Below are 16,095 nucleotides of genomic sequence, written 5' to 3'. Positions count from 1 at the left end.
TCGCTGAACCATTTACCGGAGACCTCTTCAGATTTCGATCACCGCCACGCCGTGACTTCACCCGGCCTGCACAAATTTATGAAACGCGCCCTAGTCGATCAGGCGCAGGGCGACCGTGGGGGCGTCGAGCAGGACCGAGGCGGGCTCGGAGCCGACGATCGTCTGCAGGCGGTGGTCGCCCACGATGAGCTCGACGCCGGTGTAGAGCTCGACGGAGTCCCAGCCGGTCAGCTGGTACGACTTCCGGTAGATCCGCTCGGTCTCCTCCTTGATCTCGGGGGCCGAGCGCTTCCAGATCAGGGTGCCGTTTTCACTCGTGTCGGTGACGACGGGGTGGCCGTCGCGGACCTCGAGCTTCAGGTGCTCCTTGGCGATCCAGGCGGCCGCGGCCTCGTGCAGCCACTGACCGACGGCGATGTCGTCGGGGTCGGCGGGCTCGCGGCCGACGATCACGGGACGGTCGGCGCCGACCACGAACCGGCGCCGGGCCAGGTCCTCGACGACCACGGACACGGCGAACGCGGGCGGCCGCGGGCCGATGTCCTTGACCGCCTGGCCGTGGCGGGGGCAGGCGGGCACGCCGGCGCGCATGCGCGGGACCGGCTGGCCGATCCGGCGGAAGCGCCCGAACGCGGGGCACTCGGGCTCGCCGCACCGCCACTCGCGGGCCATCAGGGCGGCGCCGACGCCGCTGGGCTCCGCGCGGGTGAACCGCCGCCGCATCACCCGGGTGCGCCCGGCGCGCTGCGACCCGCGGGCGGTGAACGACTGCAGCCCGTCCGGCCGCCCGCCCTGCTCCTGCTTGGGTGCCGGGGCGGCCTTGTCTGCGGCCTTGTCGGCGGCGGTGGTCGCGGCGGGCTTGGCCGGACGAGGCGATGGCTTGGGCGCGGCCTCCGCCACAGGCTCCGACGACTCGCCCTGCTCGGAAGACTCCCCCTCCGCCGACACATCCGAAATTTCGGTTTCGTCGGCGGGAAGGTCGGAGGGCGCGGCCGGAGACTCCGCGTCGGCGGGTTCGAGCGGGATGATCGGCAGGGTGGCGGTGCCCTTCACGACCAGGCGTTCCTTGCCGTCCTTCGGCGGGGTGGGCTCGCCGCCAGGGGTCAGGACCGCGCCGCCGGCGCGCGGGGTCAGCCGCAGCACGCGCTCGGGGCTGTCGACGAGCCACGGGAACCGGGCGGCGAACTGCGGCTGGTCACGGACCACGATCAGGGGCAGGCCGGTGAAGTCGGCGATCTCGGCGGGCCGGTCGGCGACGACGGGCGTGACCTCGATGAGGCCGTCGTCGGCCCAGCGGCCGAGCACCATGCGCTCCTTCGAGGTGAGCGCCGCCTCGGACAGGGCCTCGCGGCCGACCACTGGGTAGAGCATGGCGCCGGCGTCGATGAGGTACCGGCTGAGCGCGTCGACGACCATCCCGAGGCGTAAGAGGTTGATGGGCCGGCCACCGTCGAGGGCCACGAACCGGGCGACGTCGGCGAGGTCGACGACGGCCTGCGCGAGCGTGACGTCGGTCGTCAGCCGTTGCTCGATGGTGTCCATGACCCGGCTGACCTCGAAGCGCACGGCCTCTCCCATCCCTCGACCCGGACACCATAGGGCATCACCGAGATCAGACTTGTGTACCAGTCGGGAAGGTTGCACGCCATAAGCAACGAAAAGGTTCAGCCGCGACTTTACTTGCGCTTGCCCTTCGCCTTGGGCTTTTTCGGACCACCCGCGTTTCCGGCGGCCGGCGGGGCACCGCCTGGATTCTTGACCGCGGTCGTGGCGGGGGGCGGCGGCGCGGACTCCTGCGGGGCGGTGTTCGCGACGGGGGACGGCGCCGAGGACGCCGGCGACCCCGAGGAGACGGATGTCCCGGGGGTCCAGGCGGCATTCGGGTCGCGGTCCTGGGCGGCGGCCCCCGCGGCACCGGAGCCGAAGAGCACGACGGCCGCGACGGCGACGCCGACCCGCCGCTTGGCCGACCCGCCGAGGGTGACCTCGCGCAGCCGCTGCGCGGGGGCGGCGTGCCGGGCGGTGAGGAGGTGGCGGCGGCCGAGCCGCCGGGTCGCCGCCGGGGCGGCCAGCAGGGCGGCCAGGTCGGTCGCGGTGGGCCGGTTGCCGGGCGCCTTCGCCAGGCAGCGGCGCAGCGCGTCCGCCACCCCGGCGGGCAGGGTCAGGCTCGCGGGCAGCGGCGCCGGCGGCAGCTTGCGGTGCGCGTGCAGCAGTTCCTCGGTGGTGGTGACGGGCCAGGGCAGCGCGCCGGTGAGCATGCGGTACAGGACGAGGCCCAGGGCGTACACGTCGGTGGCGGGCGACGGCGGGACGCCCCGGATGCGCTCCGGCGCGAGGTAGGCGGGCGTGCCGATCAGCTGGTCGGGCTCGTTGCCGGCGATCGCGGAGACGCCGAAGTCGACGAGCTTCGGCCCGCCTGCGGTGAGCATGACGTTGGCGGGCTTGACGTCGTGGTGCACCAGGCCGCGCTCGTGGACGGCGGCGAGGGCCGAGGCGAGCTGCCCCGCGATCCGCAGCGACTCGGCGACCTCGAGCGGGCCGCCGGTGCGGACCAGCCGGTCCTCGAGGGACTCGCCCTCGACGAGCTCCATGACGACGAACGGCGCACCGTCGGCGTCGTGGCCGAAGTCGTACACGGCGGCGATGTGCGGATGGCTGAGGAGCGCGGCGGCGCGGGCCTCGTCCTGGATGCGGCGGCGGGACCGCGGATCGGCGGCCGCCGCGAGGTGCTTGACGGCGACGGGCCGGCCCAGCACCTCGTCGCGGGCCCGCCAGACGACGGACATGCCGCCCATACCGAGTTGCTCGATCAGCCGATAGCGCTCCACGTCATACAGATGCCCCGATGAGCGGAAACGACACGTGTTGATCGTGCGCGGTCTCGGCGCCGAGGGTCCGCAGGAGCGACAGGACCGGCTCGATCTTCTCGTACAGCAGCAGCACCACGTCACCGGGGCGGGCCATCGCCAGTGCGGCGGGGACGGCCTCGTCGACGGTCCGCACGACGGTGCAGGTGGCCTTCGGCGAGGTGGCGGCCAGCTCGTCGTGCAGGATCGCCGGGACCTCGCCGGGTGCCCGGCCGCGGCGGTCGCTGTCCTCGTAGATGACGACCCGGTCGAAGCGGGCGACCTCGCGCGCGGACTCGCGGAGCAGGTCGTCGCGGCGGTCGCCGGGGAGGGTGACGGCGGCGACGGCGTGGTCGGCACCCCAGAGGCGGTCGACGAGGTCGCCGATCGCGCGGATGGCGGCGGGGTTGTGCGCGTAGTCGACGAGGACGTCGACGCCGCCGAGGTGCAGCAGCATGCCGCGGCCGGGGTTGTCGGTGAACGTGCGGAGGCGTTCGGCGACGCGGGCGGTGGCGACGCCGAGGACGCGGGCGGCGGCGGTCGCGGCGAGGGCGTTGGCGACGAGGTGACGGGCGGCGCCGCCGAAGCCGCCGCCGAGCTCACCGACGGCGAGGATCGGGATCCAGCGGCGGTCGGCGAGCTCGACGAGCCAGCCGTCGGCGAGCAGGTACGCGCGGCCGCCGGTGTCCCAGTGCCGCCGGATCAGCGGGTTGCGCGGGTCGAGGCTGCACCAGACGATCTCGCGCTTCTCGAACCGGCCGGGGTGGGCGGCGAGGCCGCGGCTGCGCGGGTCGTCGGCGTTGAGGACGACGGCGCCGCCCTCGCGGACGCGCTCGCCGATGAGGCACTTGAGGTCGACCAGGTCCTCGATGTTGTCGATGCCGTCCTGGCCGAGGTGGTCGCTGGCCAGGTTGGTGATGATGCCGACGTCGCTCCAGTCGTACCCGAGACCCTGGCGCAGCATGCCGCCGCGGGCGGTCTCGAGCACGGCGGCGTCGACGGTCGGGTCGCTGAGCACGACGCGGGCGGAGCGCGGCCCGGTGGCGTCGGCGCGCTGCACGAGCCGGCCGCCGATGGCGATCCCGTCGGTGGTGGTGACGCCGACGCGCAGGCCGGCGCCGTCCAGCAGGTGCGCGGTGAGCCGGGCGACGGTGGTTTTGCCGTTCGTGCCGGTGATGGCGACGATCGGGATCCGCGACGGGCTGCCGGCCGGGTACAGCGCCTCCACGATCGCGTCGCCGACGTCGCGGGCGGTGCCGTCGCTGGGGTCGAGGTGCATCCGCAGCCCGGGCGCGGCGTTGACCTCGATGACGCCGCCGCCCGCAAGGCTGCCGGTCGGGGGCAGCGGCTCGGCGATCGACGGCAGGCGCAGGTCGAGGCCGGCGATGTCGAGGCCGACGATCGCGGCGACCCGCCGGCACAGGTCGGCGACGGACGGGTGGACGTCGTCGGTGACGTCGACGCTGGTGCCGCCGGTGGAGAGGTTCGCGTTCTCACGCAGCCGCACGACCTGCCCGGCGGCGGGGACCGTGTCGACGGCGACGCCCTGGCGGCGCAGCAGGGTGAGGGCGACGTCGTCGACGACGATCCGGGTCAGCGCCCGGGCGTGCCCGTCGCCGCGGCGCGGGTCCTCGTTGGCGCGGGCGATCAGGCCGGCGACGTCGGTGGCGCCGTCGCCGACGACGTGCGCGGCGACCCGCTCGGCCGCGGCGACGACCTTGCCGCCGACGGTGAGCACGCGGTAGTCGCGGCCGGTCAGCTCGCGCTCGACGACCGCGTCGTCGCCGCCCGCGGTGGCGGCCTCGTAGGCGGCGCGCAGCGCGTCGGGGGTGTCGACGCCGAGGAACACGTGCATCCCCTGGCGCCCCTGCCGGGGCTTGACGACGACGGGCGGGCCGAGCTCGGCGAAGATGTCCAGGGCCTCGGCGAGGGAGGCGGCGGCGCCGCCGGTGGGGACGGGGACGCCGGCCTCGTCGAGCAGCCGCCGGGTGAGCTCCTTGTCGGACGCGATGTCGACGCCGATCGCGGAGGTATGGTCGGTGAGTGCGGCCCACACGAGCCTGCGGTGCCGGCCGTAGCCGAGGCGCAGAAGGCTGAGCTCGCCGACCCGCTCGACCGGGATGCCGCGGGCGCGGGCGGCGTCGGCGATGGCGGCGGTGCTCGGTCCGGCTTTTTCGCGTTCGTACGTGCGGCGCAGGACCGCAAGCTCGTCCTCGACGCGCACCGGCTCGCCGTGCAGCGCCGCCAGTACACCGGCGATCGCCAGCGCGAGGAGGGCCTCGGCGACGCCGGAGTCGGGTGGCTCGTCGACCGGGCACTCGGTGACGACGTCGTATTCGCCGGGCACGCCGGTGCCCTCGGTGCGGCCGAAGTTGACGGGGCGGCCGATGCGCTGGGAGAGCTCGATCGCGACGTGCTCGGCGGTGTGCCCGAAGTAGGTGCCGCCGTGCAGGCGCTTGACGAAGCCGCCGGGCTCGCCGAACGCGCAGTGGTGCTCGGCGAGCCCGGGGAAGGCGGCCAGGAGCCGGTCGGTGAAGCCGGGGAAGTCGCTGCTCTCGCGTTCGGTCAGCCCGTCGAGCAGGACCCGGGTGACCTGGACGGGGCGCGCGAGATAGCGGTTCGGGCCGCGCAGGCGGCGGCTGCTCTCAATTCGCATGGTCAGGATCCGATCTCTTGATGGCCGCCCGCTCGGTGAGGTTGAAGCGCCAGCCCGCCGGGAGCACGTGCAGCTGGGCGCCGCACAGGGCGATCGGCCCGCCGACCTCCGACATCGTCGCGCTGATCGTGCGGGCCTGCCCGGCGTCGATGACGGTGACGGTGCCGGCGCCGAGCACCTCGAACACGTCGCCTTCGACGAGGATCGCGGTGTTCTCGTCGATACCGAGACCGAGCTCGTGCGGGAACATCGCGACGGCGCTGAGCAGCCGGTTGAGCCGGCCGCGCTGGGCGAAGTGCATGTCGATGAGCACGCCGGGCAGGAACTCCATGCCGGGGCCGGTGCGGACGCTGCCGGTGGAGACCGACGCGATGCTGCCACCGAGGATCATGGTGCTGGACATCATGGCGGCGCCGGCGCTGGTGCCGGCGAGGATCATGCCCTCGGCGAGCCGCGCGTGCATCGCCGTGTCGACCTTGGAGCCGCCGACGACGGTGGTGATCCGCAGCTGGTCGCCGCCGGTGAAGAAGACGCCGGTGGCGTGCTCGATCACGGACACGGCCAGGTCGCTGTTGCTGTCGTCGCGCTCGTCGAGGCGCAGCGGGGTGACGCGGCCGGCGCCGAGCCGGTGGAAGACGTCCGCGTACTCCTTCTCCCGCTGCTCCGGGCACTCGCTCGCGGTCGCGATCACCACGAGGTGCGCCTCGGAGCCGCCCGCGAGCAGCACGAACCGTTCGAGGATGGCGTCGTCGCCGGGGTCATGACTCTCCGCACCACCGATGACGAGCAGCTTTCCCGGCATCCCACCTCCACACTTCCCTCATCTTGCGGTTCGTCGCGGCGCTGGACGTTGCTTATTGACCAGGGTCTACGTACAGTCAGGACATCACCACTCAATGAAACGTTTCAATCCATCGAACAGGAGCACCGCCATGCGCCTGAAGAGACGCCGCGCGGGCGCCACCGCGCTCGTCCTGCTCGCCGCACTCCTCGCCGCGCCGTCGGCTCCGGCCGAGGCCGCGACCCCCGTCAGCCTCGCCGGAGCGCACTGGGTCTGGTACCCGGAGGGGAACCCGGCCAGCAGCGCCCCCGCCGCCTACCGCTACTTCCGCAAGACGTTCACCGTCGCCGCCGGCGCGGTCAGCGAGGCCCAGCTCGTCGTCACCGGCGACGACACCGTCGACGTGTGGCTCAACGGCAAGCCCGTCGCCGCCTCCCCGCGGGTCGTGGACTCGTGGAAGAACGCCGTCTACGTCGACCTGCAGTCCGCCCTGGTCAGCGGCGCCAACACCCTCGCGATCGCGGCCCGCAACACGACCGACGGGCCGGCCGGCCTGATCGGCAAGGTGCACGTCGTCACCGCCGGCGGCACCACCGACCTCGTCACCGACGGCAGCTGGAAGGCGTTCCAGACCGTGCCGACCGGCTGGGAGCAGCCCGGCTTCGCCGACGGTGGCTGGCCCGCCGCGACCGACCTCGGCGCCTACGGCGTCGGCCCGTGGAACTCGAACGTCGTCGCACCCGACCCCGACGCGCCCTCCCCGCTGAGCGTCGCGAGCGGCACGGTCGAGCACCGTGCCAACCCGCTCGGCGTCGACGCCGCGCAGCCGCGCTTCGGCTGGAAGCTCACCTCGACCGCCGTGCAGCAGCGCCAGGCCGCCTACGAGCTGTCGGTCGACGGCGTGTGGAGCAGCGGGCGGGTCGCGTCCGGCCAGCAGGTCGACGTCGTCTACACCGGCCCGGCCCTGCAGTCGATGCGGCGCTACACGTGGAAGGTCCGCGTCTGGGACACCCAGGGCCGGGTCAGCGCGTGGAGCCCCACCTGGTCGTTCGAGACCGGCCTGCGCGCGCCCGCGACCGAGTGGACCGGCGACTTCATCGGGCAGGCGGCCGTCACCGCCGACCTGTCCGGCGCGACCTGGATCTGGTACCCCGAGGGTGACCCCGCCGCCGGGGTGCCGGCGGCGACCCGCTACTTCCGGCGCACGTTCACCCTCGCCTCTGTCCCCGCCACCGCCACCCTCGTGGTCACCGGCGACGACACCGCCGACGTGTGGGTCAACGGCGTCCAGGTCAGCACCTCGCCGCGGGTGTACCAGTCGTGGCAGCAGGCGTCCGCCGTCGACATCCGGAGCCGGCTCGTCGCCGGTGCCAACACCATCGCGATCGCGTCGGAGAACACCACCCAGTCGCCGGCCGGCATGATCGCCAAGCTCACCGGCGCGTCGCTCGTCACCGACGCGTCGTGGAAGGCGTCCACCACCGCCCCCGCGGGCTGGAACACCGGCGGGTTCAACGACAGCTCCTGGCCCGCGGCGCGCGCCGTGGCCACCTACGGCACCGGCCCCTGGGCCTCGAACGTCTCGATCGCGAAGGCCGCGCCGCTGCTGCGCAAGGGCTTCACGGTGAGCAAGCCCGTCGCGTCCGCGCGGCTGCTGACCACCGCGCTCGGCCTGCACGAGACCCGGCTCAACGGGGCCCGCGTCGGCACCGACGTGCTCGCCCCCGGCTGGACCGACTACACCAAGCGCGTCCAGTACAAGGTGTACGACGTCACCGGCCAGATCCGGCAGGGCGCGAACGCGCTCGGCGCCTGGCTCGGCAACGGCTGGTACTCCGGCAGCCTGGGCTTCGCCGGCAGCCAGAAGTACGGCACGCAGCCCTGGTACTCGGCGCAGCTGCTGCTTGTGTATACCGATGGCACTTCGTCCGTGGTGCGGACAGATGGTTCGTGGAAGGTCTTGAGCGGCCCGATCCGCGCGGACGATCTGTACCACGGTGAGACGTACGATGCTCGGCTTGCCGTGGCCGGCTGGGACGGGTTTGCGTTCGATGACTCGTCGTGGGCATCCGCTGTTGTACGGACGGGCACGAAGCCGAACCTGGTCTCGCAGGTCGACAACGGCGTCCGGGTGCAGCAGGAGTTCCGGCCCGTCTCGGTCACGCAGCCGTCGCCCGGCGTGTGGATCTTCGACATGGGCCAGAACTTCACCGGCTGGAACCGCATCTCCGTCACCGGCCCGGCCGGCACCACCGTCCAGATCCGGCACGCCGAGGTGCTCACCGGCGGCCAGCTCTACACGACCAACCTGCGCGCCGCCCAGGCGACGGATCGCTTCACGCTCGCCGGTACCGGCGGCGCGGAGGTCTACGAGCCACGCTTCACCGTGCACGGCTACCGCTACGTCGAGCTGACCGGCCTCCCGGCCGGCTTCACCCCGACCGCGGACACCGTCACCGGCCGCGCCGCGTGGACCGCCGGCGCCCAGCTCGGCACCCTCACCACCTCCAACGCCCTGGTCAACCAGCTGCAGCACAACATCCTCTGGGGCGAGCGCTCCAACATGCTCTCCATCCCCACCGACTGCCCGCAGCGCGACGAACGGCTCGGCTGGACCGGCGACATCGCGATCTTCGCCGCCACCTCGACCTTCAACGTCGACGTCCAGGGCTTCCTCGACAAGTTCTCCGACGACCTGGTCGACGCCCAGCGCTCCGACGGCGCCTTCACCGACGTCGCCCCCGCCGTCTGCTGCGGCGCCGGCACCGCCGGCTGGGGCGACGCGGGCGTCATCGTCCCCTACACCCTCTGGCAGCGCCACGGCGACATCCGCGTCGTCGACGAGCACTTCGACGCGATGGCCCGCTGGGTCGACTACCTGCGCGCCACCTCGGGCAGCGACCTGATCCGCAACCAGCCCACCTACGGCGACTGGCTCAACGTCAACGACAACACCGCCCAGGACGTCATATCCACGGCGTTCTTCGCCTGGTCCGCCCGCCTGGTCTCGCGCATGGCCTATGCGACGGGCCGCACGGCGCAGGGCAACTCCTACGGCGCGCTGGCCGACCAGGTCGGGGCCGCCTTCACCTCCCGCTTCGTCGCTGCCGACGGGACCGTCTCCGGCAACACCCAGACCGGCTACACCCTCGCGCTGGCCTTCGGCCTGGTCCCGCCTTCCCGGGTCTCTTCCCTGGCTTCCCGGCTGGTCGCCAAGGTCGCCGCTTCCGGCGGGCACCTGTCCGTCGGCTTCCTCGGTGTCGAGAACCTCCTGCCGGTCCTGGTCGACACGGGCCACGCGGACACGGCGTACCAGATCCTGCTCCAGCCCGGCTTCCCCGGCTGGGGTTACATGAACAGCCGCGGCGCCACCACGATCTGGGAGCGCTGGGACGGCATCCGCACCGACGGCTCCTTCCAGGACCCAGGCATGAACTCCTTCAACCACTACGGCCTGGGCTCCGTCGGCGACTTCCTGTACCGCCAGGTCGGCGGCCTGGGCCCGGCCTCGCCTGGCTACGCGTCGCTGCTCATCGCCCCCCAGCCCGGCGGCGGCCTCACCTCCGCAAAGTCCTCCTACGAGACCCCGTACGGCCTGGCCGTCAGCGACTGGTCCATCTCCGCCGGCACCCTCACCCTGCGGGTGACGGTCCCGGCCGGCACCTCGGCAACGGTCCGCGTCCCCACCTCCGCACCGGGCTCGATCCTGGCCCCCGGCCAGGCCGTCCCCTCGGGCACGGGCACGTTCCTGCTGCCCGCCGGCTCGTACACCTTCACCGCCCCCGCGTAGTCCCCTGTCCCGGCTCCGGCTGCACTGCGTCGTGCAGCCGGAGCCCTCCTTCGCCGCCGAGTCCACCCACCCGCGACCGTCACCGACCCCCGACCCCTCGCCCGCCACCTGCCGCCCCCGGCACAGACATTGATCAATGCCCCAAAGGCCCCTTTTCCGGATAGACATCGCGCGATCCACATACATTTGGATCTCTGATTTGCAGGCAGATCGCACACCGTCGATACACAAAAGCCACAAACCAGGGCATTGACCAACGTCTGCCCAGGCGGCGGCGTCCGACCCGCCTGCTCGCCACCACCGACTGGGCCGATGAGCGATCTAGCCAGCACAGCGTCAGGGCTGCGATCCCCCGCACCGTAGAAGCCCAAGCTGCGGGCCGGCAGAGGCGATCCCGGAGGCGGTCAGCCGAGCTCAGGGTGCCGCGGTAGGGCACGGGTGTCGTCCGTCTGGCGCCGCCGGGACACTCCACGACAGGGCCAGTCCCCGATGCCCCGGCACAGCGTTGGGCCGCGTTCCCCACCGGCCGGCAGAGGCGATCCCGGAGGCGGTCAGCCGAGCTCAGGGTGCCGCGGTAGCGCACGGGTCTCGTCCGTCTGGCGCCGCCGGCACGCTCCACGACAGCGCCAGTCCCCGACGGGGCGGCACAGCGTCGGGCCGCGTTCCTCCACCGGCCGGCAGAGGCGATCCCGGAGACGGTCAGCCGGACTCGGGCGCCGTGGTCTGGCCCGGGTGTCGTCCGTCTGGTGCTGCCGGGACGCTCCGCGACAACACCGGTTCCTGACGGGGCGGCTCAGCGCTGGGGCCGGTTTGCGCATCGTGGGAAGCATGCGGGGCGGCCGACGTGCCCCCGGGCTGTCAGTCGGTTTCGGGGCGCTGCGGTAAGAAGCGGGTCTCGTCGGGGTCGGCGGGGACGACGGGCAGCACTGTCGTCCGGTCCGGATCAGGCGGAACGGCCGCGGGGGTGATGGGTGGCGCCGTCGTCCGGTCCGCGTCCGGTGGAGCGGCTGCGGGGTCGGGGGTGGAGGTGGCGGTGGCGCGGGACTCGTGCAGGGCTTCGGTGAGGGCGGCGTTGATGCGGGTGCCGCCGCGTTTGAAGCCGAGCTCGCGGCGGGCCTCCTCCAGGACCTCCTCCTCGGTGCGCAGGAGGGTGTCGGACTCGATCCAGGAGATCAGCGCGACCAGCGCCGCCCGCGGGTACTCGGTGATCGGGCGGCCGGGGGTGATGTCGGGGCGGGGCAGGGTGCGGGGGGAAGAGGCCGCGGCGGGGGACGGTGCGAGCGGGAAGTTGAGGACGACCGTCGGCTCGTTGAAGCGGCGGGCGTCGGCGGCGGCGAGCGCCTCGTCATACGCGGCGCGAGTCCTGGCGGTCTCGGCGGCGGGGTCGGCGACCCAGTCGGAGGACCAGATGCGGTGGTACCGCCAGCCGAGGCGCTCCAGCTGCTCCTGCCGGAGGCGGTCGCGGTCGCGGGCGGTGCTCGCCGAGTGGTAGGTGGCGCCGTCGGTCTCGATGGCGAGGATGAGCTCCTCGGGGTTGGCGGGGTGGGCGCAGGCGAAGTCGATGAAGGCGCCCGCGACGCCGAAGCGGGCGGTGACCGGGATGCCGGCCGCGGTGAGGCGGTTGAGGACGTCGGTCTCGAAGGCGTCGGGTGCCGCGGAAGGGGCGGCGGCGCCGCCGAGGGACGTGCCGCCCGAGGCGGTGTACTCGAGATAGGCGCGGAGCAGGCGCACGCCCTCGGAGGTGCTGCGGGCCGGGTCCATGTCGGCGGCGGTGAAGGAGCTGACCAGGGTCATCCGGCGGCGGGCGCGGGTGACCGCCACGTTGAGCCGTCGCTCGCCGCCGGGGAGCAGGAGCGGGCCGAAGCGATACGGCAGCTGCCCGGAGGCGTTCTTGCCGTAGCCGATGGAGAGGATGATCGCGTCGCGCTCGTCGCCCTGGACGCGTTCGAGGTTCTTGACGAAGAAGGGCTCGGCGGCGGACTCGGCGAAGAACGCGTGCAGGTCGGGGCGGGCGGACAGGGCCTTGCGCAGCGCGAGGTCGATGCGGTCGGCGTGGGTGATGCCCATCGTGATGACGCCGAGGGACTGCGACGGGCGCAGCTGGGCGTGCTGCAACGCCAGCTCGACGACCCGGTCCACCTCGGCGGTGACGCTGTCGGCGGCACCGGAAGCGTCGGCCGGGTCGAAGGGCACGTGCACGTGCTGCACGGAACCGGCGCCGGCCGTGCCCGGGAACGTGACGAGCGAGCGCTCGTAGATGTGGGCGTTGGAGAAGCCGATGAGCCGGTCGTCCTGGCTGCGGTAGTGCCAGCGCAGCAGGTACGCGGGCAGCAGCGCCGTCAGCACGTCCAGGATCGACTCGTAGCCGGAGGTGAGCGACAGGTCGATCGAGCCGTCGGGCCGGACGCCGAGGGGGTCGGCCCCGCCGTCCTCGGCCGCGGTGAAGAACGACGTGGGCGGCAGCTGGTGCTCGTCGCCGGCGACGACGACCTGCCGGGCGCGCAGCAGCGCGGGGACCGCGTCGGCCGGCGTGACCTGGCTGGCCTCGTCGAACACGACGACGTCGAACAGGTCCGCCGCGGCGGGCAGCAGCTGCGACACGACCAGCGGGCTCATCGCCCAGCAGGGGCGCAGCGCGGTCAGCATGTGCGGGGCGGTCGCGAAGAGCTGGCGGATCGGCAGGTGCCGGCGCTTCAGGTTGGCCTGGTGCTCGACGAGGCGGCTCTCGTCGGGGTGCTGGTCGCGGGTGCGCGTGATGTGCTCGGCGACGGCCCGCAGGACGCGGCTCGCGGTCGCGTCGATGTGCTGGTGGTCCGCGGCGCGGAACTCCGCGACGGTGCGGGTGTGCCGCTCCCCGTCGAACGCGCCGATGCGGTCGTCGGTGAACCCGAGGTGCTGCAGGATCGACGCGTGCCAGCAGGCGTCGAAGACGGCCGCGGCGAGGTCGGCGTCGGCGCGACGGCCGCCGAGGTCGGCGACGAGCTGGTCGAGGCCGAGCGCGGTGAACCCGGCGCCCAGCTCGTTGAGGCGCGGGACTCGGCGCAGCGTGCGCTCGTCGCCGGCCAGCCCGGTCAGCACGGCCCCGAGGCGGTCGAGGTCCATCGCGGTGAGCCCGAGGTGCGGCACGTGCCGCTGCAGCTGCCCGACCTGCTCGTCGAGCTCGTGAAAGGCTGCCCGCGCCCGCGGATACTCCGTGGGCAGCTGCGGCCGGCCGCCGCCGTTCGCAAAAGCCGCGCGCTGCGCCAGTGCCGTGGACAGGCCCGTGAAGAGCTGCTGCCGGCTGGGGCTGCCGGGGCCGCGCCACAGCTGGGCGGCCTGCTTGCGCATGCGGCGGCGGGTGAGCCAGCCCGCGTCGGTGCCGGGCTGGCCGACGTGCTCGCGGCGCCAGGCGGCGTCGGCGGCCGACGCGATGTGGGTGGCGAGGTCGACGCGGAACACGTCCTCGTGAAACTGGGTCAGGGTCGCGGCGACCCCGTCGAGGAACCCGAACAGCTGCCGCCAGCCGGCCAGGTCGGCGGGCGGGCGCAGGCCGGTCTGCTCCTGGACGTGGCGCAGCGCGGGGCGGGCCGCGGGCAGGGTGCGCTCGGCGAGCCGCTCGACCAGCCCGAACGCCGCCTCGGCGTCGGCGGGGGTCCGCACGGCCGCCCCGGCCCAGCCGGACTGCTGCCCGGTGAGGGTGAAACCGCCGAGCGCGGCGAAGTCGCGCAGCTGCTCCCGGACGCGCCGGGCGGTGCCGGCGTCCAGCGCGGCGAGCGTCTGCCCCCGCAGCCGCACCGCCGTCATCGGCCGCCCCGCGGCGGTCAGCGCGAGGATGGCGGTCTGCGACTGGAATGCGCTGATCCCCCACGGCTCGCGGACCTGGTGCAGCGCCTCGTCGTGCCCGTTGAGCTGGGCGCGCTTGGTGATCAGGGTCTCGTGCAGGACGCTGAGGTCGGGCTGGGCGATCCGGGCGGCCGAGTCGAACGCGGCCTTGAGGTCGGCGGCGACCTTGCGCCGCGAGGTGGTGCCGTCGTGGACGTCCATGACGAGGCTGCCGAGTCCGCGCCGGGCGAGCCGGTCGGTGACGGCGGTGATCGCGGCCCGCTTCTCCGCCACGAACAGCACCCGCTTGCCGCGCGCGACCAGCGACGCGATCAGGTTGGCGATGGTCTGGCTCTTGCCTGTGCCGGGCGGCCCCTTGATCACGCTGTGCTGGCCGGACAGGACGGCGTTGATCGCGTAGTTCTGCGAGGAGTCGGCGTCCAGGACCAGGAACTCGTCGTCGGGGGCGATCAGGTCGGGGTCGTCGAGCTGGACCGCGCCGGTCGCGTGCAGCCGCCGCTGTGCCTCGCCGTCGCCGGCGATCGCGGCGATGATCTCGTGGCCTTCGAGCGCCTCGGCGGCGACCCGCAGGTCGTTGACCATCGGCAGCTTCGCATAGGAGAACGTGCCGAGCACGCACCGCGGCCCGATCGTGAACCCGCGGACCCGCCCGGACGCTTCTTTCACCAGCCGCTCATACAGCGGCTGCGGGTCGAAGCCGGCGGTGTAGCTGATCAGCTCCTCCAGCTCGTCGGCGTCGACCTGGACGCCGAACTCCTCCTCCAGCAGCTGCAGCAGGGTCGGGTTGACCTCGGTGTCGCCGTGGACGCTGAGCTCGAAGTCGTCCTCGGCGGCGCCGCGGGCACGCAGCTGGGCGGAGCGGAGCAGGACCGGCGCCGCGGGCACGCCGCTGCCGGCCGCCGGGGTCCAGGTCGCCGAGCCGATCGCCACGAAACACGTCTCGATGCCGCGCTCCTCGGCCAGCTCACGGGCCTTGTTCCTGATCGTGCGCGCCCGCTTCACCGCCGCCGCGTGCGTCAGCGCCGGCCCGTCGTCGGGTCCGCCGGCCGAGGACCCGCCGGCAGAGAGCCCAGCAGCCGAGGACCCGGCAGCCGCAGCCTCGACGGCCGAGGACTCGGCAGCCGGAGGCTCGACGGTTTCCACCGCTGCTTCAGGTTCAGGAGGCGTCGCCGGTACGGAGGCCCGCCCGATCGCCGGACGCCCGTCGTCGACCAGACGGGACGCGCCGGGGTCGGGTGCGGCGACGGGCGGCTCCCCGGCATCGAGCACCGTGTCGGCAGGGGCAGGGGCCGCCGCGGACCGCTTGCCGCCGGAGCGGGGGAACAGCTGGGTGAGCGACATGGTGCGCCCGCCGAGGAGGGCGGAGACGGCGACGGGGTCGGCGGCGGACAGGTCGAGCGTGCCGGAGCGCAGGTCCTTGTAATACAGCAGTGTGTTACGTCCGCCCAGGTCGATGAGCTGCGAGCGCCACCGCCGGGCGGCCTCCTGCACGAGCGTCGCCCGCGACCGACCATCCACGACGCGAGCGTAACGGCCGGGTACGACACTCTGCACGAGATCAACAACAGGTGATTGACCAACATCTTTACTGTTAACAAACCTTCGCGTAGTGTCCGCGCTAGGGCGCCCTACCATCCCCCATCTCGACCCGACTCCGAGGCAGGTCTGCAATGAGACTGCGAATCGGGGTGATCGCGGCTGCCCTGGCAACGGCCGCGGCCACCGTCATCACCGTCGCCGCGACGCCGGCGTCCGCCGCGGCCGCCACCGCGGCCTTCGTCCAAACCTCCACCTGGGGTTCCGGCTACGAGGCCAAGTACACGATCACCAACGGCACGAGCAGCACGATCAACGGCTGGACGGTCGCGTTCGACCTGCCCAGCGGCACCTCGGTCAGCTCGTCGTGGGACTCCAACCGGACCGGCACCTCCGGTCACGTGACCTTCACGAACTCCTGGAACGGCACGATCGCCCCCGGCGGCACGGCCAGCTTCGGGTTCATCGCCGCCGGCAGCGGCACCCCGACCAACTGCACGCTCAACGGCGCCTCGTGCGGGGGCGGCACGACCCCGACCACGCCGGCCGGGACCCCTGGCGTGCCGGGTAACTTCCGGGTGACCGCGACCACGAACACCAGCTTCACCCTCGCCTGGAACGCCTCGACCGGCACCGTCACCGGCTACCGCGTCTACGAAGGCAG

7 protein-coding genes are annotated in these 16,095 nt (G+C 73.3%); 2 read left to right on the top strand and 5 right to left on the bottom strand.

The annotated features are described in order from the left end of the window. Positions 1-90 precede the first annotated feature (90 nt). The 4 genes from AB0I21_RS55970 to AB0I21_RS55955 all read right to left on the bottom strand — a co-directional run bounded on the left by AB0I21_RS55970 (position 91) and on the right by AB0I21_RS55955 (position 6,304). On the bottom strand, positions 91-1,578 hold the full coding sequence (locus AB0I21_RS55970; protein ID WP_360574017.1) for a hypothetical protein: 1,488 nt from the start codon (positions 1,576-1,578) through the stop codon (positions 91-93). A gap of 98 nt (positions 1,579-1,676) precedes the next feature. After that, the gene (locus AB0I21_RS55965; protein ID WP_360574015.1) at positions 1,677-2,828 is read right to left on the bottom strand and encodes a serine/threonine-protein kinase; all 1,152 of its coding nucleotides are present in this window, start codon (positions 2,826-2,828) and stop codon (positions 1,677-1,679) included. 1 nt (position 2,829) lies between these two features. Then, entirely contained in the window at positions 2,830-5,502 is a 2,673-nt protein-coding gene (gene cphA / locus AB0I21_RS55960; protein WP_360574013.1) for a cyanophycin synthetase, read from the bottom strand. After that, the gene (locus AB0I21_RS55955) at positions 5,492-6,304 is read right to left on the bottom strand and encodes a cyanophycinase (RefSeq protein ID WP_360574011.1); all 813 of its coding nucleotides are present in this window, start codon (positions 6,302-6,304) and stop codon (positions 5,492-5,494) included. Before AB0I21_RS55955 ends, cphA begins: the two co-directional genes overlap by 11 nt. A gap of 130 nt (positions 6,305-6,434) precedes the next feature. Here AB0I21_RS55955 and AB0I21_RS55950 point away from each other — a divergent pair, with 130 nt between their 5' ends. After that, entirely contained in the window at positions 6,435-10,073 is a 3,639-nt protein-coding gene (locus AB0I21_RS55950) for a family 78 glycoside hydrolase catalytic domain (RefSeq protein WP_360574009.1), read from the top strand. Between the two features lie 858 nt (positions 10,074-10,931). Here the strand turns inward: AB0I21_RS55950 and AB0I21_RS55945 are convergent. Continuing rightward, the gene (locus AB0I21_RS55945; RefSeq protein WP_360574007.1) at positions 10,932-15,413 is read right to left on the bottom strand and encodes an AAA domain-containing protein; all 4,482 of its coding nucleotides are present in this window, start codon (positions 15,411-15,413) and stop codon (positions 10,932-10,934) included. A 152-nt stretch (positions 15,414-15,565) separates the two neighbouring features. Here AB0I21_RS55945 and AB0I21_RS55940 point away from each other — a divergent pair. Continuing rightward, positions 15,566-16,095: cellulose binding domain-containing protein (locus AB0I21_RS55940; RefSeq protein ID WP_360574005.1), on the top strand; the 530-nt coding region annotated here is incomplete at its 3' end.

Origin of the sequence: Dactylosporangium sp. NPDC050588 (genome assembly GCF_040654975.1) — a bacterium.
Classification (GTDB): Bacteria; Actinomycetota; Actinomycetes; order Mycobacteriales; family Micromonosporaceae; genus Dactylosporangium; species Dactylosporangium maewongense.
The sequence above is the reverse complement of the archived record's forward strand: the minus strand, read 5'-3'. Positions and strand labels throughout refer to the sequence as shown.